Genomic DNA, 21,256 nt, shown 5'->3' on the forward strand with positions numbered 1-21,256 from the left:
ATGGAATTTAGAATCAAATTGAGGTGGCTTATTCTGATAAGCACCATCATACGCTGTATTTTTGCAATATTAATAGAATTAGGCAACGATGAAGTGTATTACTACACCTATGCCTTACAACCCGATTGGAATCACTTCGACCATCCTCCCCTTACTGGTCAATTAATACGTTTCTTCACTTTAAACTTGCACTGGCTCAATACCTTTTCCATGCGGTTGGGACCGATCGTATTAGCAGCCTTCAACACTTGGTTAATAGCAGTCATACTGCGACAAATTTTAAATGAAAGAGCCGCATTTATTGCTGCCATTATTTATACAGCATCCATCTATACTTCTGTCATATCCGGAATTTTCATCTTGCCAGATGTATTAGCAAATACCTTTTGGTTAGGCAGTTTATATTTTATGTTGTGCAGCATTAAAGAAAGTAGAAATACACATCAAAATTGGCAGCTATTAGCTATAGGTCTCTGCATCGGTATTGCCGGTATGAGTAAAATCCACGCTATTGTATTATGGCCTGGATTCTTAGCCTATTGTTTATTTCTACAACCTCAATTATTGAAAAAAGGAAGCTTATACTTAAGCATCCTTATCACTTTAATCTTGTTATCTCCCATATGGATTTGGAATCAAGAATACGATTTTATCACTTGGAAATTCCATAGTCAACGCGTAAGCTTATTTCATGCAGGATTACAACCTCATTTCTTTCTTCAAGCTTTTCTAGGTCAGATCTTTTATAATAATCCTTTATTAGTATTTCTCTACGTTAGCATTGGGATCTATTTATTTAAATCAGGTAGAGCCATATTCAATAATTATAAACGCGATATCTGTTTACTGCTTTTCTGCGGATTACCAATCATTTTGATTGCTACTTTTCTTTCCTTATTTAAGCAAGTCTTACCGCATTGGACAGGTTCAGGATTCTTCTCATTTATGCTGATCAGTGCTATTGTTATCGACCAAGGGCTCACCCAGGCATCTGTTCCCAAAATCCGTAAACTCTTTAATTCGGTTCTCAATTTTACCTTTATCATCATGATTTTAGCTGTTTTAGTGATATGGTTTTATCCGGGGAACTTTTTTGCTATTGATCATGATAAAGAATTGGGAAAAGCCGATGTCACGTTGGATATGATAGGCTGGCGAGCGTTTGGAGAGGAGTTTGCGAATCTTCGAGAGAAGGATATACAACAGGAAATAATGGCTAATAATTCCGCAATTCTTGTACATAAATGGTTTCCTGCAGGGCATATATTATTTTATGTAGCTAGACCATTGGATATTCCTGTCATCGGCTTAGGTCGTATAACCGATCTCCATAAATTCGCTTGGTTAAACCATATGCAACGAGAAATAAAGGTCAATGAAAATGCCTATTTCATTGCACCATCCAATAGTTATGTCGATCCAAAAAGCATTTATCAAGACGATTTTAAAGAAATCAAATTGGTAAAGACATTAGAACAAAAAAGATCAGGAAAGGTAATTCGGAAATGGTATATCTATCACCTATTAAAAGCGACACATCCCATCGGAAGGAAAGCAATTAAGGATTACATGGAATAAGGCGCTCGATTTATAAATCTTGAGCAATGGCATAACCTGCTGCCCATGCCCATTGAAAATTATAGCCACCGAGCCAGCCTGTAATATCCACAGCTTCACCGCCAAAATAAAGGCCAGGAATGCCTTTTACTTCTAGGGTCTTTGGGTTCAGTGCGTCAGTAGATAATCCACCTCGCATCACCTCTGCCTTATCATAACCTTTATCTCCCGCAGGTTTAACTTTGAACTTATGAATGGTATCTACGATCAATTTAGCATCTGCTTTGCTAAGGGAGGCTATTTTCAAACCCAACGGCAAGAACTTTCCAAAAGCTTCAACCGTTTTCTTAGTGAAATAATCGTTCAACACCTGACTAACCATTCTTCTCCCACCTGAATTACGCTCCTGCTTGATGATTTCCTCCAATTTAAACTTAGGAAGCAAATCTATATGAAAAATTTCACCAGGACGCCAATAAGAGGAAATCTGCAATATCGCAGGACCACTCAATCCCCAATGGGTAAATAGAATGTTCTCCTCAAAGGAAATCTTTTCGTTGTAAACACGAGAGAAAATAGAATTGCCAGCTAAAGAAGCATACCACTCAGCATCTTTCCCTGTAATCGTCAAAGGAACTAAAGCAGGTGCCGTGGGTATAATGGGCAAATCATATTTCTTCGCCATTCGTAAAGCAAAATCTGAAGCTCCTAATTTAGCTACAGGCAATCCACCGGAAGCAAATACCACTTTTGGAGCATGTAAGGTTTCTCTTTTACCTTGCTTATTGATCAAAAGCTCAAAGCCAGCTTCAAGTTTTATTACGTCCAATACTTCCGTATTCAACCAAATATCTTGGTGCGTGTCATACAACAAATTGGTAAAAGTAGCAACAATATCCTTAGCCTTATTGCTGATGGGAAACAGTTGACCTAAGGTCTTCTCCTGCCCTTTTATCTGTCCAAAATTCTCAAAGAACTGAACTGTATCATCTACAGTCCATTGACTGAAAACAGCATTCAAGAATTTGGGATTCTCCGAAACGAAGTTTTCCGTATCGGTAAAGAGGTTCGTATAATTACAGCGACCACCACCTGAAATCAGGATCTTAGCGCCAGGCTTATCATTGCGCTCCAAAACTAAAGTCTTCTTACCTAAAAGACCAGCTTGTGCAGCACACATGAGTCCGCAGGCACCCCCACCTATTATGATCGCATCGTAGTTTTTCATTAGGAAATCAATTCTCCAGCTAAAGAAACAACTTGTTGTTCTGCCCAAGATTGTTCTGCCAGTTCCAAAATTCGAATGACATCTCTAGCTTGTTCAGGTTTAATAAACAATTCCTCCTCACCACGAATCGCAGCAACGATATTCTTATAGAAATCTTCGCCTGAACCGAGTTCAGATGTAATTCGTTCTTCAACATCCTTTCCCGATTCCGTAATGGACAAAGTGCCATAAATGGAAGCATCTTCTTCACCCCAATTCGCAATATCCGCAGGTCTCTTACCAGCACGAAGCAAGGCTTCTTGTGGATCTACACCCCACTTCACAAAAGTTCCATTTGTGCCATAAAGGGCGAATCGAGCTGTTGGTATCTTAGCCAACATCTGCCCCTTCAAAGAAACTTTTACTTGTGGATAAGATAAGATAAATTCAAAGTCATCAACCGCCATTGCACCATCTCGCTGCACCCGTAAATCGGCATATACAGCAGTTGGGTGTCCAAAGATTTGTAAGGCCTGATCGATTAGATGTGCTCCCAAATCATAGTGAATACCTGAACCCGGAAGATTTTCCTCTCGCCAAGCTCCTGGTCTCAGGAAATTACGGAAGCGATCAAATCGTGCCTCATAATTGGTCAAGCGACCTAAGCGGCCTGAAGAAATTAACTTCTTCACTGTCTTATAATCGGAATGATAACGTGCATTATGATGCACCGACAGCAACAAGCCTTTCTCCTTTGCCAAGGCAATTAACTCATCTGCCTCCTCAGAATAATTTGTAAATGGTTTTTCAACCACCACATGCTTTCCAGCCAATAATGCAGCCTTCGCAAAACTATAATGCACATCGTTTGAAGTGGCTACAACGACCAAATCTACCTCAGTATCTTCAAAAATCTCCTCAGCAGACATGACAGCAGTCGCTGAAGGATATCGCTCCTTCAACATTTCTTGTTGTTCAGCTTTACGCGCCGTAACTTTATACAATTCCATATCAGGGTTCTCCGAAATGAATGGCGCATGGAATACATGCCCGCCAATGGAAAACCCAATTAGGCCAACTTTAATTTTATCCATAATTACATACGTTCAGGAACTTGAATTCCTAATAGATTCATGCTCTTCGCAATAATCCTTACTGCTGATGCTGACAATTGCAAACGAAATGCCTTTGCCGTTTCATCCTCAGCTTTCAGGATGCTTTCTTCATGATAGAATTTGTTATACAACTTCGCTACTTCATACGCAAAATTCGCCAACTGTGCCGGACTGAATTCTTTTGCCGAGGCCTCAATAACTTGAGGGAAGCTTGCCAATGCCTGAATTAAATCGCGCTCATAACTGGAAATGCTCTCAGGTGTTGCTGTTTGCCCTTCCTGAAAATCTCCTTTACGTAACACCGATTTAATACGTGCATGAGTATATTGTATGAATGGCCCTGTATGACCTTGGAAGTCTACAGTCTCATTCGGATCAAATAATAAACGTTTCTTAGGGTCAACTTTCAATAAGAAATATTTCAAAGCACCCATTCCAATGGTTTCGTAAAGCTCGTTTTTCTCCTCCTCGCCTAATCCTTCCGTTTTTCCAAGCTCCTCTGTACGCGTCTTCGCCGTTTCAAACATCTCCTTCATCAAATCATCCGCATCGACAACTGTACCCTCTCTCGATTTCATCTTACCCGTTGGTAAATCAACCATACCGTAGGATAAATGGTATAAACCATTAGCCCAAGATTTGCCTAATTTCTTTAATATTAAAAACAACACCTTAAAGTGGTAGTCCTGCTCATTTCCAACGACGTAAATAGACTCATCCATTTTAAATTCATCGTATTTCAATTGAGCTGTACCCAAGTCTTGTGTAATATAAACTGAAGTTCCGTCACCACGTAAAACCAATTTTTGGTCTAATCCTTCATCCGTAAGATCAATCCAAACTGAATTGTCTTCCTTCTTGAAGAAAACGCCACTTTCTAAGCCTTCTTGTATAATATCTTTACCTAGTAAATAGGTATCTGACTCATAATAGAATTTATCAAAATCTACCCCCATCTTTTGATAGGTTTGGTCAAATCCAGCATATACCCACGCATTCATGGTTTTCCAAAGCTGAATAACTTCTTCATCTCCAGCTTCCCACTTTTGCAACATGGCCTGAGCTTCTTTAATTAAAGGCGCATTTTTCTTTGCCTCTTCTTCCGATTGCCCTTCTGCTTTTAAGGCATCAATCTCTTGTTTATATGCTTTATCGAAAACCACATAATATTTACCTACCAAGTGATCCCCTTTTAAGCCTGTTGACTCTGGTGTTTCACCATTGCCAAAACGCTGCCATGCCAACATGGACTTACAAATATGGATTCCACGGTCATTTACCAAATTAGCTTTAACCACATCATAACCATAGGCCTTTAGGATTTCCGCTACGGAATAACCCAATAGGTTATTACGAACGTGGCCTAAGTGTAGAGGTTTGTTGGTATTTGGAGAAGAATATTCCACCATCAATCGTTTTCCATTTGCAGGAAAAATACCGAAACTATCATTTGCGATTTCTGTATTCAACAAGTTAATCCAATAGGCATCGGAGAAACTTAAGTTCAGGAATCCCTTAATCACATTAAATGCTGAAATTTCTGCAATCTGCTCTTGTAAATAAGCACCGATTTCTGATCCTGTTACTTCTGGCGACTTCTTAGAATATCGCGTAACTGGAAATACAACAAGGGTCAGTTGTCCTTCAAACTCCTTGCGAGTTTCTTGAAGGGCTAATTGCGATGCCTCAATTGTGGAATTGTAAAGCACATTTACTGCTTCAACAGTCTTTTCAATAAGCAGTTCTTGGATTGATTTTGCCATGTAAATATTTCGTAATATTCTTAACCTTCTGATAATGAATTTAAAAAATAACGCTTAGATTATTCATGTATTCAGTATGAAAGCATATCTTTGCCAAAAATAACAAAAAATGCAGAGCTATCAGGAATTTCTTGACTTAAGTGTTGGATTTCCGCAAGACGGATTCGAAATTATCGAAGACGAATTGTACTTCCACGATTTGAATTTGATGGAAATGATAGAAACGTATGGTACGCCATTACGTTTTACTTATCTACCTATTATTAGTAAAAAGATCCAGCAAGCGAAGATTTTATTTCAAACTGCCATGTTGAAATACAATTACCGCGGGACCTATAAGTACTGCTATTGTACGAAATCATCGCATTTCAAGCATATCGTAGAGGAAGCCTTAAAGAACGACATCCACTTAGAAACTTCATCGGCATTTGATATGCCTATGATCGATGCTTTAGAGCGCCAGGGCAAGGTCACAAAGGATATAACCGTCATTTGTAATGGTTTCAAAACATACCAATACAAACAGTATATCGTGGATATGCTGCACGATGGATTCCACAACATTATCCCTGTTTTGGATAACAAAGAGGAGTTCAACATGTATGATGATGAGATCGAATTAACCGAGCCATGTAACTTAGGTATTCGTATTGCTGCGGAGGAACAACCAGACTCACAATTCTATACTTCTCGTTTGGGAATCCGTATGGAAGACGTCATTGATTTCTACAACAGTAAGATCGCTGAAAACCCATATTTCAAAGTGAAGTTGTTGCACTTCTTCATTAACTCGGGTATCTCGGATACCCCATATTATTGGAATGAGCTGGAAAAATATGTTACATTATACTGTAAATTCAAAAAAATAAATCCAGATTTAGATACCTTGGATATTGGTGGTGGTATGCCATTTAAAGACTCCTTAGTACATGATTTTGATTACGAGTATATGGTGAATGAAATCGTGAACCGCATCAAGCAAATCTGTGCGCATCACGAGGTTGTAGAACCAGATATTATTACCGAATTCGGTAAATATACGGTTGCAGAAGCTTCTGGAATCCTATATAAAGTATTAGGTCGTAAGCAACAAAATGATCGTGAGAAATGGTTAATGTTGGACGGTTCGTTCATCACCAACTTACCGGATGTTTGGGCATTGAACCAAAAATACATTTTATTGCCAATCAATAACTGGGATTCGGAATACGAGCGTGTTAACTTAGGTGGTATTACTTGCGATGGTCAAGATTATTACAACCAAGAGGCGCATATGAACTCCGTATTCATGCCGAAAACACGTAAGGTTCAATACCTAGGTTTCTTCCATACTGGAGCTTACCAAGAGGTATTGAGTGGATACGGTGGAATTCACCACTGTCTGTTGCCATCGCCTAAACATGTGTTGATTCGTCGAAATAGAGACGAAACTTTTAACTATGAGGTGTTTGGTGAAGAACAAAATTCCAAACAGGTAATGAAACTATTGGGCTACCAATAGGTCAATATAATAATTCAATAAAAAAGCGATGCTTCCCAATGGTAGCATCGCTTTTTTCAATTTTACTCTATTTTAGATGTGGAAAGAATGGGACTTTCTAGGTTCTGATCTGCAAAATAATATGCCTTAGAGGCATCCTGTATCGCTTTAAAAATCTATTTAATCGGATTAACAAATAATATACGTTTCAACTGTTGTTTATTTTATCCTAAAAAATCCCAATATCCTGTTTTAGCCATTGATCTTAATCCATTGGTAAAAAAGTCGCTATTTCCTCCCGGATATACGCAGGGAGCATCATGTAGATTTCTTTTTTTACATGGACAATTTCATTGCGAGAATCCCCAGGGTTCCCCTCAAATTGAACTATCGTCTCGAATCCGCCATTTAACCATTTCCCTTCTGTGGACAAATAAGAACTGTACTTTTTATTAAGGGCATTTAAGGCAAGTCGAATATCGATAGGTTTAGGTGTGTTGCTTTGAATCATGATCTTATTTTTTCACTGTTTATCTAACGACAAAGTTCGGGCATTTGTTATAACCTATCTGTTAAATTATTGTTATTCTAATGTGTACGGGTGCGCCATTGCAGACGAATTTTTCCTGAAACTCATCTAAATATCAAAAGATTGGAAAATCCTAAATAAAACCAACTCCCTCAAAATATATTCTTTACACGAGCAATACACTTGGAAAAATCCTCACCTTTATTCTCTCCTAAGGTTAGCTCCTTATGACTTCAAGACAGATTAAGATTTGTTCTATACTCTAACGGAATTTCATTGGATTTGATAAGGATCTTGTTCGGATCTCGTTCGGTAGGAACCGAACGAGATCCGAAGGAGTTCCGAACAAGTTCCGAAGGAGATCCGAATAAGTGTCGAATGAAACCGCTGTTTGAGACTGTCAGACAACAGACAAAAGACCTCAGAAAGTGGATTAGAGATAGAAATGGGGAAACGGTCGAAGCATGCTTCGACCCTACGGTTAGGGATATTTTTTGGCTATATTTTTCACTTTATCTGTAGGGGCGATGCATGCATCGCCCGCAAAACCTTAATTCCTTAAAAACTTATGCTATTTACTTTTTTAGGAGACAAAAAAATCTTTCTATAAAAAATCAGAAATCAGAACGCGATGGAAGCAAACTGACATCAGAAAACAGAAACGTTTGAAATTCGATTTTTAAGGCAGTGCCAAGCACCTAAACCATTGGTTAATGTCATTCGAAACATTATATTGCCATGTTTCAAATGACTTTTATTTTAAATCTATACAATGATTTAAATCTGCTTTGACATTGGCAGGCAGCATATTAAAGACTTCCCTCCTAACAGAAACTTGAATTTTTCCATCAGCATCTGGATTGGGTTTAAAGGAAACGATAGACTTGAATCCTCCTACAAGCCATTTACCCTCATTTTTTAAGTAGTTTTGATGTTTTACATCAAGTTTTTCCAAAGCTTTTGTTAATGCTTCAGGGTTATTTGTACAGTTAGTTAACATATTGGTATAGTGTGAACAAAGTAATCGTTCTAATTTCCAATTAATCATTCTGATTAATTCTTTACATTCCACTGTTTAGTTTGAAAATCAAGTACCAAAAAGGTGTGATTAGTCCTTATTTGGTATCGGAAATTTTACAAGTATACAATATTAATTGAGCTAATATTGGTTAACCATTAAAATAATTTTCAATTGATATTAAGTAAGAAATACCTTAATAATTCATTAAAATTTTTAGGTAATAAGCAAGCAAAATCGTTGAAAAACTGTCATTTAGAATAATTACAATGAGATGAAAAATAAAGCAGTAACTTGCGCGCTGCATTTATGAAAAAAATACTTCTACGTATGTTATACATTCTTTTGGCCCTTATTATAATTGGCTTTTTAGGCTATTATTTCTTGGGCAAAAGTGATCAAGTTGGATCTTTAGCTTCAGGAAAGCGATTATCTCGTATGGAGCATACCAGCACCTTTCATGAAGGAGTTTATGCTAATCTAGAAAATACACCTGCCATCAAGGAAGGTGTTTCTTTTGTGGAAATGCTTCGCTCCTTTTTCTTCGGAAAAGATAAGCGCAATGTGCCTGACAAACCCTTAGAAACTATTCGCACAGATTTGAAGAATCTAAATTTAAACGATGATTTATTGGTCTGGTTTGGACACTCCTCCTATTACTTACAATTGGGTGGAAAGCGGATTCTAGTAGACCCTGTTTTCAGTAAATATGCCTCACCTGTCCCTATCAGCATCAAAGCTTTTGACATGACTAATCCTTACACAGCGGAGGATATGCCGGAGATTGACATTTTGGTCATTACACATGACCATTGGGATCATTTGGATTATAAAACTTTTTTAAAAATTAAGGATCGTACGAAACAAATCATAACGAGCTTGGGAGTAGGCGCACACTTGGAAAAATGGGGATATCCTGCTGAAAAAATCCACGAATTATATTGGGGTGAATCCTACGAGACCGATGGTTTTAAATTCACTGCCGCACCGGCTAGACATTTTGCTGGTCGTTGGACAAAAAGAAATACTAGCCTATGGTCTGCCTTTGTTCTTCAGAAAGATGATTACAAAATGTTCATTGGTGGAGATAGCGGCTATGGCAAGCATTTTAAAACCATTGGTGAAGAACATGGTCCCTTTAATTTAGCCATCCTAGAAAATGGTCAATACAACGAATATTGGAAATATATCCACATGATGCCTGAGGAAGTGGTTTTAGCTGGAGAAGATCTGGGAGCAAAAGACATTCTACCGGTTCACTCCGCAAAATTCCCTTTGGCAAACCATGCATGGGATGAGCCTTTAATTCGTGTTACTAAAGAAGCAAAGCGTAAGAATCGCCCCATTTGGACACCGCAGATTGGCCAAGTAGTCCATCTGAAAAGAGAAAATCAATTTAAGGAATGGTGGATCGATTAAGAAAACATTGATAAAAACAGACAGCCTAAGTATTTCTTAGGCTGTTTTTTTATAATTATAAATTGCAAGCCCATTTAAAACAAATGCAAATGCAATAATTATTAGAAAGTGGTATTGAATATCGCCAAATCTGCTTCCTTTAAGAACCAACATCCGAACCACTTCGATAAAGTAGGTTACGGGTAACAGCTTGGCAATAAAATAGGCCCAATCAGGCATGCTATCTATCGAAGTAAATAATCCTGTCATAAGCATAAAAACCATAATGATTAAGAAGGCAATTGACATAGCCTGTTGCTGGGTATCGGAAAACGTGGAAATCAATAAGCCTAATCCCAATATGGCAATGAGATAAATGCTCAGGTATCCATATAACAAAAACATGTTACCAACTGGAACTATACCATAAACAAAGCGTGCAACGACAAATAGTCCAAGGGTAAATACAAATAGACCTATGACCCAAAAGGGAATTAATTTACCTAATATAAATTGATATTTTTTTATGGGCGTTACGTTGATTTGCTCAATGGTTCCTACTTCCTTTTCCTTGACAATATTAAGTGCACACATGTAAGAGCAGAGCATGGTTACCAAAGCCACCAAAATACCTGGAACCATATAGGTACTGTAGATCAAATTTGGATTGAACCAATTACTGGGACGGATATCAATGCTACTTTGGTTTTGTTGTCCATCAGGATTAACCCAACGCATTCGGATATCGGCGTTGAAGCCTTGTATAATCTGATTGATATAACTAGCTCCTAGACCAGCTTTTACACCATTGATAGCATTTACTGCAACCAATAAATCGGACTCAGATTCTCGAATTAGATTTTTCTCAAAATCCTTTGGAATCTCTAACACAAGATCAACTTTATCGGATTCTATTTGCTTCAAACCACGACTATAGGAATTGCCATAATCTTGCAGTTTAAAGTATGCAGACGCGCTTATTTGCTGAATCAATTGCCTAGAATAACTGGAATGATCATGATCTACGACGGAGATACCAATGTTTTTTACCTCAAAATTTGCCGCTAGTGGCAGTAAAAGCAATTGCATAATAGGCGCAATAAAGATCAATGGTAAAATTGCCTTATCTCGGAAAATCTGTTTGAATTCCTTTCGCAGTAAAAATAAAAGCACACTCATTCTAAACGGGTTTTAAACTTCTTCAGACTTAGCAATAACAAGAAAACTGTCATAGCCAACAAGATGAGGGTTTCCTTCCATACAGCTGCAAAGCCTAAGCCTTTCAACATAATGGATTTAATAATAATGAAATACCATTTTGACGGCACCAAATTGGATATCATCTGCAGCGGGATTGGCATATTTTCCAAGGGAAACATAAAACCGGTAAATAATAAAATAGGAAGCATCATGCCCATCATGGCAATGAGCATAGCTGCCTGCTGCGAATTGGTCAAATTCGAGATTAACAATCCAACAGAAAGCGAACAGATAATCAACAAGGCACTTTCAAGAACCAAAAGAATCAAGCTTCCATGAATAGGCATACCTAACAGCGTGACACTAAGGATAAGAATGACCGCCAGATTAATCAAAGAGAGGAAGAAATAAGGCATTGCCTTCGCTACAATTACTAGGAAAGGATTGATTGGAGATACCAATAAAATTTCCATAGTGCCCATCTCCTTTTCTCGAACAATGGATACAGCGGTCATTAAAACACAAATCAACATGAGCACTAGCGCCATAATGCCTGGAACAAAGGTGGGTGCACTCTTTAGTTCAGGGTTATAAAGCATGCGTACTTTCGTGTTAATGCTATAAGGAATGGTTTGACCTGCTGTCAGACTCATTTGATAATCTCTAATGATAGAAGCCGCGTAGTTCTGTAAGGTACTTGCCGTATTTGGGTCTGCACCATCTGCAATAATCTGAATAGCTGCTTGTTTTTTATGAAGCAGATCATTTTGAAAATTGCCTGGAAATATAATGGCTAGTTTCAGGTTCTCTTGCTTAAAGCTCTCTTCAATCTCTTTATAATCTAAAATGCTTTTGCTGAGCTTAAAGTTATTATTTGCTTCAAACTTTCTGGTAATGGCAATACTCGCTTCATCTTGTGCATAGTCACAGACCAATAGTTTGGCATTTTTTATCTCATTATTCATGGCAAAGCCAAAAAGAATGATCTGTATGATTGGCATACCGAATAACATCATTAAAGTTTTCCTATCGCGGAATACATGATGGAACTCTTTTTTTATGAATGACTTGAACTGCTTCATCTTAATCTCCTTTACGTTGTGCAGTCCTTGCTAGGGTATAAAACACTTCATCCATATTTTGGGCATTAAATTGTTTTTTAAGGTTCTGAGGCGTATCCAAAGCCCGAATTTCACCATCCACCATCATGGATATTCGGTTACAGTATTCCGCTTCATCCATGTAATGGGTGGTCACAAATACGGTTATCCCTTGGTCTGAAGCGGCATAGATTAGGTCCCAAAACTGCCTTCTGGTTACAGGATCAACACCTCCGGTAGGCTCGTCTAAGAATACAATCTTAGGATTGTGTAGAATAGCAACAGAAAAAGCTAATTTCTGCTTCCAACCTAAAGGCAATGCAGATACCATTTCATTCTGTTCCGACTGTAGACCTAGGGTATGTAACAGTTCATCTCGCTTCTGCTTCAGGAGCTTTCCTCTTAAACCATATATTCCACCAAAAAATTCAATATTTTCCTTCACTGTCAAATCTTCATAAAGGGAAAATTTCTGACTCATATAGCCAATATTCTTTTTTATGGATTCGGTTTCTTTATAGACATCAAAACCTGCAATACTAGCTGTCCCAGAGCTCGGTTTAGATAGTCCACAGAGCATTTTCATAGCTGTCGTTTTACCTGCTCCATTAGCACCTAAAAAGCCGAATATCTCTCCTTTGAAGACTTCAAAGCTAATAGCATTCGTCGCGATAAAATCGCCAAACTGTTTCGTTAGTTTATCCGTTTTGATGACAATCTCTCTATCCATGGCTTTCCATTAAGTCTATAAAACAGTCTTCAATCGTAGGGCGTATTTTTAGAATCTTCAAGCCTTGATGACCCACCTTTTCAAGTTGAGTGATTAGTAAAGCTTCCTGCTGTAAATCATCCTGCTGAAAACTAACGTGATGATACTCACCAAATGCGTGACAAGATTTGATGAATTCATTCGCTCGTAGATCTTGTAATAATTTGCCCATTTGCGAACTTTTAATAGCATAAAGGTCTTGAGGGTAATCTTCAATAATTTGATCTGGCGTGTTAATCTTTAATATCTTCCCGTTTTGGATTAATGCAATTCTTTCGCAGAGAGTCGCCTCATCCATATAGGGTGTAGAGACTAAAATGGTCATGCCTTGGCCTTTTAGGCGTTTGAGCATATCCCAAAACTCCTTTCTAGAGACCACATCTACACCTGTGGTAGGTTCATCTAAAAAGAGGATTTCGGGTTTATGGATTAAGGCACAGCATAGGGCAAGCTTCTGCTTCATACCTCCGGATAGCTTTCCTGCTCGTCTATCTTTAAATGGCTCTATCTGAATGTAAATATCCTTAATGAGCTCATAGTTTTCAGCTATGGTAGTGTTGAAAACGGAAGCAAAGAATTCCAGGTTTTCTTCAACAGTCAGATCCTGGTAAAGGGAGAATTTCCCCGGCATATAGCCTACCATTTTTCGGATTTGCTTGTAATCAGCAACGACATCCAAACCTGCTACCTTTGCAGACCCTTTTGTCGGAAGCAACAAGGTGGTCAATATGCGGAATATACTGGTTTTTCCAGCTCCATCAGGACCGATAAGACCAAATAGTTCGCCCTTTTTAACATCAAAAGAGACCTGATCAACTGCCAGCACTTTACCAGCATTATAGGTTTTCTCTAAACCATCAATATGCAACATGGCATTGGATTAAAATTTCACCTCGGCATACATGCCTATTTTATAGCGACCATCGTTTTTAACCTTGACTTTTACCGCATAAACCAAATTGGCGCGTTCATCCTTGGTTTGGATTGTTTTAGGCGTAAATTCCGCCTTATCAGCAATCCAAGTGACTACACCTTCTGTTTTAGTATATCCTTCATTCCCATCATCTGTAAGTACGGTTAACTTCTGCCCTATTTTCACCTGCGGTAATTGAGAACCAGAGATGTAAACACGTAGAATAATCTCGGATAGGTCAGCGATTTTGTAGAGAGGTTTACCCATCATAGCAGCTTCATTTTCTTCCACATATTTGGTCAAGACTGTTCCTTGAATGGGGTTGATGATTTTAGATTTCGCTAATTGATCTTGAAGTTGTGCTATTTGAACTTCTACGGGTGCCACTTCTTTTCCAATACGTTGATCAGTGATTGCTAAGGAGGATTGTTGTGCATCAAGCTGCTTCCGAAGAACTAGAATTTGCGATTCGATATCATCCAATTGTTTGGGTGTAGCAGCATCACCTGCTACCAGCTTACGTGTTCTTTCTCTTTCACTTTCTAAATGTGCAATTTGTTGTTTCAATGAGGACAATTGCACAGGTATATTGGGCTTTCTACTTAAGCCTGCTCCAATTTGCGCTTCTAATTGTTTTATTTTTAGATAGGTTTGTACCGTATCTATATAACCTACCAATTGACCTGCCTGCAGATCCTCTCCTTCTTCCACATGCAATGATTTTATGGTTCCATTCGCTTCTGCTGAGATAATGGTTTCAATGGCTTCAAAACTTCCTGATGCATCAAATGCTTCCTCTTTGCTTTTGCAAGAAAGTAGGCCGAGAAGCGATATGGCGAAAAGCCCAATTTTATAATTCATGATATTTATTTTTCAAGGTTAGTTGTTAGACAAAGGAATTCCAGATATGATTTGTAATTTATAATTAGCCATCAGTATTTGTATTTCATGGATGGCTTGGTTTTGTTTGGCTTGTTCCACAGCATGTAAATCAAGAATGTAATCGCTAGTATTGGCCGTACCATAATTCAACTGATTAAGCGTCGAATTTTTCACTTGTTCTCTCAGTTGGATTAACTCCTTATCGGCTTCAAGAAGTAATTTTAGTTTTTGAAGCTCCTTTTCTTGCTGTGCTATTTCCATCTCGGTATTAAAAACAAAAGCTTCCTCCTGTACGGACAGTAATCGTTGGTTGGTTGCGACTAGACTTTTATCGTTTTTTTGGGTATAGAAGTTATTCAGATTCCACCCTAATTTAAGGCCTGCAATATAAAAGCCTTGAGTCTCGGCCTTTAACATATTTAACCCAGGATTACCAACACCACTTTGAACAAAAACACTTAACTGAGGAAGGGTTTTAGCATCAATTAGCTTCGTCTGGGCACTTAAAGCATCACGCTGCAATTGGAACAAAGTCTGCTCAGGACGTGCAATATGAGGCACATAACTCATAGAAGCAGGCAAAGAAAGTTGCACATCTTCTGGCAATGCCTTCTTGATGAAAGAGCTTAACATTTGAACATAAGTCTTACGGTCATACTGCAAACCAATTAAGCGTTGATTTACTTGTAATAATTCTGCTTTTAAGTTATTTACAGAACTCTTCAGTGCAACTCCATTTTTAATAGCAGTTTCAATTTTATCAATTCCTTGTTGGATATCTTGTTTAGATAATTGAATTTGACTTATTTGTTTATCCAATAAAAGAATTCCAAAATAGAGGTTATTAATCCGGTCATGGATCTTATAAAGCTCAACTTCTAACTTTTGATTATCTACGGCTGTTTGAGCAGACAATTGCTCTTTATGATCCTTTAAAACAAGCAAGGCTGTTAGGGACTGGGTTAATTCAGCAAAGACTTTATACTGTCCTTTATTCAAGCTTGGGATGTCCATATTTGGAATACTGATCGGCAATTCCGTAACTTCTGATTGATAAGTCGCTTGACCTGCAAGCTGTATCTGTGGCAATACAGCCTTTTGCGCATTATCCAAGGATAAATCTTTGGCGTTAGCCAAAAGTTCTTGTTGTTTGATCAAAGGATAATTTACTCTGGCCAGTTGATAGCATGTTTCAATGGAGAGAACGCTATCTGGTTTTTGTGCAAAGGAAACCATTGGACTTAAGCACAGGTTGATGGCCATAAAGACAAATGCCAGTTTTATAGAAATATTTTTCATGGATAAGTATTTGGATATTCTACTTATTGTAATTTATTAGTCTTAAACATGGCTTCTACCCAGATAGGGATTAGCACCTTTCGTTCTTCCATCATTTGTATGAACTCCTCTGAACTCATCGACGTACCTCCCATAATTAATGGTTGAGCAACAAAAGGAAAAATGATAAGCCCCAAAACATTCATAATAAAATGCACATAATTCACTTCCCGCATTTCACCGGCTTTTGCCTTTTCTTTTAACTGACGCACTAAGACCGAATTACTAAGAATTTCTTTTACAGGTAAGTTTTCAAGCACATTACCAATGTTATTTCTGGATTCACTTAAAATAAAGATTGGAAGCTCTGGTTGCTTCTTTATAAAGTCGATGTATCGATCAGCAACGATCTCAACTTTTTGAATAATATTGCTATCCTCATCATTCAACACCAGTATTAAACTTTTGGCAAACTCAAAGATGGTCTCCAACATGATAAGCTCAAAAAGCTTTTCCTTGCTTCGAAAATAATAGTTTAATAAACTGAGGTTAAGCCCTGCCTCTTCGGCAATGTCACGAGTTCGAGTTGCTGCAAATCCTTTTTTCTGAAAGACCCTTTTTGCAGCATCCTTAATTTTCTCTTCCGTACTAATCTTTTCTTGTTCTTCTTCTATCTTTTTCATTTCCTGGTCTCCTTCTTATATACTTGAATAGCACAAATATAAATACATTATATTGAATTAAACAAATGATTTAATCAAATGACCAATTTTATATTATACTGATGAACAGTAAATTATAATAAACAACTAATGAAAATAAATTTCAGCAACAGACTTATTAGAGCACAAAAAAAGTCTGTTCACACTAAGATAACAGACTTTTCTTCTCCAATGACTTTGGAGAAAATTAAACCAATATTTTTAATTTATTTAATCGTTATGCAAAATGCTATTTCTTCTTTAATACCATTCCGTGATCAAAACGAAGGTTGTTTTTATCGACAAAGCGCATACCATCTTCACTGTCTACAACTTCACCAAATCCTTCAATTAAGCCTTCTGGCACCATGCCTAAAACTGTCTCTCTTTTAGATTCCATTCCTTCAGATTGGAAATAATATTCTCCTACAATCAGTGAGTCCTGAACGACACCGCGAAATACACCTATGTTTTTATCTTTTTCTTTCAGCGCATATACTAGGTCTCCCACTAGAGAATCGTTTTGTACAGCTAATTTTAAGCTGATAGTATCTCCATTTTGACTGTACTCATAAGTACCTTGCAGATCTTCTAATTTGTTGTTGTTGGTGGAAGTGTCTTTCTCTTCCGTTTTTTGAGTGGATGTTTGGGAGTTACATGCACTTAATCCAGCTATTACCAATGCTATAGCTAAAGCATTGTATATTCTTTTCATTTTCTCGAATTCCTTCCTTTATAATAAAAACCCTTATTGCTGCGTAATGTTTTGGTAAAATATCCCGATGTGGTTATTTGAGCGCAATTTAGGATATTTTTTTATTGTAACTTTACCTTCATGAACATTTTAAATCATTCTTTTAAAACCCCTTACGATACAGCACCATTTTCTCAGATTCAGAATGCGGATTATTTACCGGCATTTGAAGATGCTATTGCTGCTACACGAGCAGAAATCGATGCTATCGTTCAGAATAACGAAACCCCAACTTTTGAAAATACCATTGCAGCTCTTGCCTTTTCAGGCATGCAATTGGACCGTATTTCCAATATATTTTTCAACCTGCAATCTGCAGAGACTAATGATGAAATGGATGCCATTGCACGAGAGGTAGCTCCTAAATTAGCTGAACTTGGCAATGATATCACCTTAAATCTTGAGCTCTTTGAAAGGATAAAAGAAATTTATCAGCAGAAAGACAGTTTGAATCTTTCAGAAGAAGAAGACAACTTACTGACCAAAAATTATAAGGATTTTGTTCGAAATGGCGCATTGCTTTCCGAGGAGGATAAAAAAACACTTCGGGAAATTGATGCTGAACTATCCGTACTAAAGCTTCAATTTGGCGAACATGTATTGGCTGATAGTAATGCTTATCAATTATTGATTACAGATGAAGCAGAACTAGCAGGACTTCCTGAAGGCATACTCGAGGCCGCAAAAGAAATGGCTAAAGCAGAAGATAAGGATGGCTGGTTATTTACCTTAGATTACCCGAGCTATATTCCTTTCGTCACTTATTCCGAAAACAGAGAGCGAAGAAAAGAAATCAGCCTTGCTGCTGGTAAAAAAGCTTTTCAAGACAATGCCAACAATAATGAGGAAATCGTATTGAAGATTGTTCGCCTTCGTTTTAAGCGTGCTCAATTATTAGGATATGCTTCACATGCTCATTTTGTTTTGGAAGAGCGAATGGCACAAACACCAGACCAAGTGAATGCATTTCTGGAGGATCTACTTGCTAAAGGAAAGCCTGCTGCAGAACGCGAGTTTGATGAATTAACTCAATTTGCAAAAGAACTTGATGGCATTCAACAATTAGAAAAATGGGATGGTAGTTATTACTCTGAAAAATTAAAACAGCAACGCTTTAATTTGGATGATGAAAAGCTAAAGCCTTATTTCAAATTGGAAAATGTATTACAAGGAGCCTTTGAAATAGCAAACAAGCTTTATGACCTCAACTTTAAAGAGGTTCAGAACATCGATAAATATCACCCCGATGTTCAGACATTTGAGGTAAACAATGAAAATGGTGAATTGGTTGCTATATTCTATGCGGATTTCTTCCCTAGAAAAGGAAAGCGAAATGGTGCATGGATGACCTCCTTTAAATCGCAATATAAAAAAGAAGGTCAGAATGAGCGTCCTCATGTTTCCATAGTCTGCAATTTTACAAAACCTACTGCTAGCAAACCTTCTTTATTGACATTTAATGAAGTTTTAACCTTGTTCCATGAATTTGGACATGCCTTGCATGGTATGCTTGCCAATACGCAATACCCTACCCTTTCAGGTACTTCAGTATTTTGGGATTTCGTAGAATTGCCAAGTCAAATCATGGAGAATTGGTGTTATGAGGAAGAAGCTTTAAATCTATTTGCTAAGCATTATGAAACTGGAGAAGCTATTCCAATGGAATATGTCGAAAAAATAAAAGAGAGTGCTGCCTTTATGGAAGGTATGGCAACAGTACGTCAGCTAAGCTTTGGCTTGTTGGATATGGGCTGGCATGGTCAAGATCCTAATGGCATTACCGCTGTAAAACCATTTGAGGTGGAACAATTTAAATCTACAGTGTTGTTTCCAGATGTTGAGGACAATGCGATGAGCCCTTCTTTCTCCCATATTTTCAATGGTGGTTATTCCTCCGGATATTATAGTTATAAATGGGCTGAAGTATTGGATGCCGATGCATTTGATTACTTTAAACAAAATGGAATCTTCAATAAAGAAGTAGCCAAGAAGTTTAAGGACAATATCCTAAGTAAAGGAGGTACAGTACATCCTATGAAACTGTATTTGGCATTCCGTGGACAAGAACCATCCGTTGAGCCTTTATTAAAAAGAGCTGGCTTACTTGATTAGGTTTATCGTTAAAGAAAAACAAAGGTTATAAGGATGCAGCTTCCAATAAAAAATATGGTATGCCCGCGCTGTATTATGGCGGTGGAACAGATATTGATTCGTTTGGAAATACCATTCCATGCCGTTCAGATGGGTTTTGTGGAACTTAAAAATGAATTGAGTGAAAAGCAAACCCAGGAATTCGAAAAAGAACTAGCAGCTATAGGGTTTGAGGTTTTACAAGATCGTAAGCAACGTATTTTAGAAGACATCAAATTGGCTTTACAGGAATTGGTAAACAAGGAAAATGAACAAGCTTTAAAAACCTCTGCTTTTCTTGCAGAGCGTTTAAACTTGGATTACAATTACATCAGTAGCTTATTTTCCGAATTGCAAGGAGAACCTTTGGAACAATATCTTATTAAACTAAAAATAGAGAAGGTAAAGGAGTATTTGCAATATGATTTAGCACTATCAGAAATAGCGGATAAATTGCATTACAGCAGTATTGCCCATTTAAGTAGTCAGTTTAAAAAAATGACTGGACTTACTCCATCAGCATATAAAAAGGAAATTAGGAATTAACCCTATTGGCAAAAACAAAAGGCTCAGCTATTGATTAGCTGAGCCTTTTTATTTACATCCAATTAAGGAGAGATTCTTACTTTAAGTTATCGCGGTAAACAGTAGCTTTTTTAACTTCTGTTTGGATATCCTTACGAGAAGCATCATAACTTAATACTTTCTTGTAATCTGCGATTGCAGCATTATAAGCATCTGTTGCTGTTTTCTTATTGTAGTTAGCTGTACCAGAAGTACCAGTCAATACACCTAAGTCGCGATTTGCAATAGCACGGTTTTGATATAAATTCTTTTCATTCGGTTTTAAAGCGATCGCTTTAGAATAATCAGCAATTGCTGATTTCAATAAGCTCTCACGTTCAGCATCTGCAGTTTTAGACTCACGGTTTACAGCAAGAACATTATTTGCTTTTGCACGGTAATAGTGTGCAGAGAAATGATTCGCATCTAAAGCAATAGCTTTGGAAAAATTAGCTGCAGCTTTTTTGTAATCACCCAATTGATATTGAGAAAGACCTAACAAATGAAATACATTAGGGTCGCTAGCAGAAGTTGTAGTAGCCTTTTGGAAGTGAGTTACAGCAGATTTAAAATCATTTGCTAATAAGGCTTTCTCACCTGCAGCCACATTCGCATCCGTATGTTGTTTTGTTTGTGCCTGAGCACCCATGGTTGCTAATGCTAAGGCAACAGCCGCCAAACCAATTCTCATCGTTTTCATCCTTCTATTTTTAAAGTTAAAATTCATATCCAATATATTAAAGTTTTTCAATCAATAGTAATACCCTGTTATAGAGTAAATTTCCGTGAAATAGTTTAAGGAGTCAATCATTATTTATAAACATTTCCACATTCCTGCTGTTTCCTTTTAAAAGATCAGTTTAGATGACAAATCCTGCTTAAAACTGACTATTTAACA

The 21,256-nt window shown here is 37.5% G+C and carries 19 protein-coding genes; 5 read left to right on the top strand and 14 right to left on the bottom strand.

Annotation, left to right across the window (positions count from 1 at the left end; all coding sequences use genetic code 11):
- Complete coding sequence (locus ACP6L2_RS07225) at window positions 1-1,578, top strand: ArnT family glycosyltransferase (RefSeq protein WP_440508585.1); 1,578 nt, start codon at window positions 1-3, stop codon at window positions 1,576-1,578.
- A gap of 10 nt (window positions 1,579-1,588) precedes the next feature.
- On the opposite strand, the gene ACP6L2_RS07230 is transcribed toward ACP6L2_RS07225, so the two are convergent.
- The 3 genes from ACP6L2_RS07230 to argS are packed head-to-tail and all read right to left on the bottom strand — an operon-like array spanning window position 1,589 to window position 5,642.
- Window positions 1,589-2,785 (bottom strand): NAD(P)/FAD-dependent oxidoreductase, encoded by a 1,197-nt coding sequence (locus ACP6L2_RS07230; protein ID WP_440508586.1) that lies wholly within the window; start codon window positions 2,783-2,785, stop codon window positions 1,589-1,591.
- Window positions 2,785-3,858: a Gfo/Idh/MocA family protein gene (locus tag ACP6L2_RS07235; protein ID WP_440508587.1), complete on the bottom strand. Its 1,074-nt coding sequence runs from the start codon at window positions 3,856-3,858 to the stop codon at window positions 2,785-2,787. Before ACP6L2_RS07235 ends, ACP6L2_RS07230 begins: the two co-directional genes overlap by 1 nt.
- Window positions 3,859-3,860: 2 nt before the next feature.
- Window positions 3,861-5,642 carry an arginine--tRNA ligase gene (gene argS, locus ACP6L2_RS07240; RefSeq protein WP_440508588.1) on the bottom strand — a complete coding sequence of 594 codons (1,782 nt, stop codon included), beginning with the start codon at window positions 5,640-5,642 and terminating at the stop codon, window positions 3,861-3,863.
- Window positions 5,643-5,751: 109 nt separating this feature from the next.
- On the opposite strand from argS, the gene ACP6L2_RS07245 reads away from it, so the two are divergent.
- The gene (locus ACP6L2_RS07245; protein WP_344673829.1) at window positions 5,752-7,143 is read left to right on the top strand and encodes an arginine decarboxylase; all 1,392 of its coding nucleotides are present in this window, start codon (window positions 5,752-5,754) and stop codon (window positions 7,141-7,143) included.
- A gap of 244 nt (window positions 7,144-7,387) precedes the next feature.
- Here ACP6L2_RS07245 and ACP6L2_RS07250 read toward each other — a convergent pair whose 3' ends face one another.
- A complete protein-coding gene (locus ACP6L2_RS07250) occupies window positions 7,388-7,633 on the bottom strand; it encodes a hypothetical protein (protein WP_440508589.1) in 246 nt (81 codons plus the stop codon).
- Between the two features lie 772 nt (window positions 7,634-8,405).
- Entirely contained in the window at window positions 8,406-8,699 is a 294-nt protein-coding gene (locus ACP6L2_RS07255) for a hypothetical protein (RefSeq protein WP_440508590.1), read from the bottom strand.
- Between the two features lie 279 nt (window positions 8,700-8,978).
- Between ACP6L2_RS07255 and ACP6L2_RS07260 the strand changes: the two genes are divergently transcribed.
- Window positions 8,979-10,088: an MBL fold metallo-hydrolase gene (locus tag ACP6L2_RS07260; protein ID WP_440508591.1), complete on the top strand. Its 1,110-nt coding sequence runs from the start codon at window positions 8,979-8,981 to the stop codon at window positions 10,086-10,088.
- 36 nt (window positions 10,089-10,124) lie between these two features.
- Here the strand turns inward: ACP6L2_RS07260 and ACP6L2_RS07265 are convergent, their stop codons facing one another.
- The 8 genes from ACP6L2_RS07265 to ACP6L2_RS07300 all read right to left on the bottom strand — a co-directional run bounded on the left by ACP6L2_RS07265 (window position 10,125) and on the right by ACP6L2_RS07300 (window position 17,625).
- Window positions 10,125-11,246: an ABC transporter permease gene (locus ACP6L2_RS07265; RefSeq protein ID WP_440508592.1), complete on the bottom strand. Its 1,122-nt coding sequence runs from the start codon at window positions 11,244-11,246 to the stop codon at window positions 10,125-10,127.
- Complete coding sequence (locus ACP6L2_RS07270; RefSeq protein ID WP_440508593.1) at window positions 11,243-12,349, bottom strand: ABC transporter permease; 1,107 nt, start codon at window positions 12,347-12,349, stop codon at window positions 11,243-11,245. The genes ACP6L2_RS07265 and ACP6L2_RS07270 overlap by 4 nt, the downstream gene beginning before the upstream one ends.
- Before the next feature lies 1 nt (window position 12,350).
- Window positions 12,351-13,097 carry an ABC transporter ATP-binding protein gene (locus tag ACP6L2_RS07275; RefSeq protein ID WP_440508594.1) on the bottom strand — a complete coding sequence of 249 codons (747 nt, stop codon included), beginning with the start codon at window positions 13,095-13,097 and terminating at the stop codon, window positions 12,351-12,353.
- A complete protein-coding gene (locus tag ACP6L2_RS07280) occupies window positions 13,090-14,007 on the bottom strand; it encodes an ABC transporter ATP-binding protein (RefSeq protein WP_440508595.1) in 918 nt (305 codons plus the stop codon). The genes ACP6L2_RS07275 and ACP6L2_RS07280 overlap by 8 nt, the downstream gene beginning before the upstream one ends.
- A gap of 9 nt (window positions 14,008-14,016) precedes the next feature.
- Entirely contained in the window at window positions 14,017-14,910 is an 894-nt protein-coding gene (locus tag ACP6L2_RS07285; protein WP_440508596.1) for an HlyD family secretion protein, read from the bottom strand.
- Between the two features lie 18 nt (window positions 14,911-14,928).
- Entirely contained in the window at window positions 14,929-16,230 is a 1,302-nt protein-coding gene (locus ACP6L2_RS07290) for a TolC family protein (protein ID WP_440508597.1), read from the bottom strand.
- Between the two features lie 23 nt (window positions 16,231-16,253).
- The gene (locus ACP6L2_RS07295; protein WP_440508598.1) at window positions 16,254-16,892 is read right to left on the bottom strand and encodes a TetR/AcrR family transcriptional regulator; all 639 of its coding nucleotides are present in this window, start codon (window positions 16,890-16,892) and stop codon (window positions 16,254-16,256) included.
- A gap of 268 nt (window positions 16,893-17,160) precedes the next feature.
- Entirely contained in the window at window positions 17,161-17,625 is a 465-nt protein-coding gene (locus ACP6L2_RS07300) for a hypothetical protein (RefSeq protein WP_440508599.1), read from the bottom strand.
- Between the two features lie 120 nt (window positions 17,626-17,745).
- On the opposite strand from ACP6L2_RS07300, the gene ACP6L2_RS07305 reads away from it, so the two are divergent.
- Together ACP6L2_RS07305 and ACP6L2_RS07310 are read left to right on the top strand one after the other, a co-directional pair.
- Window positions 17,746-19,776 (top strand): M3 family metallopeptidase, encoded by a 2,031-nt coding sequence (locus tag ACP6L2_RS07305; RefSeq protein ID WP_440508600.1) that lies wholly within the window; start codon window positions 17,746-17,748, stop codon window positions 19,774-19,776.
- Between the two features lie 33 nt (window positions 19,777-19,809).
- Window positions 19,810-20,340, top strand: coding sequence for a helix-turn-helix domain-containing protein (locus tag ACP6L2_RS07310; RefSeq protein ID WP_440508601.1), 531 nt, complete (start codon window positions 19,810-19,812; stop codon window positions 20,338-20,340).
- A 76-nt stretch (window positions 20,341-20,416) separates the two neighbouring features.
- Here ACP6L2_RS07310 and ACP6L2_RS07315 read toward each other — a convergent pair whose 3' ends face one another.
- Window positions 20,417-21,058 carry a tetratricopeptide repeat protein gene (locus ACP6L2_RS07315; protein ID WP_440508602.1) on the bottom strand — a complete coding sequence of 214 codons (642 nt, stop codon included), beginning with the start codon at window positions 21,056-21,058 and terminating at the stop codon, window positions 20,417-20,419.
- Window positions 21,059-21,256: the final 198 nt, after the last annotated feature.

This window comes from Sphingobacterium lactis (assembly GCF_051951495.1).
Classification (GTDB): domain Bacteria; phylum Bacteroidota; class Bacteroidia; order Sphingobacteriales; family Sphingobacteriaceae; genus Sphingobacterium; species Sphingobacterium lactis_A.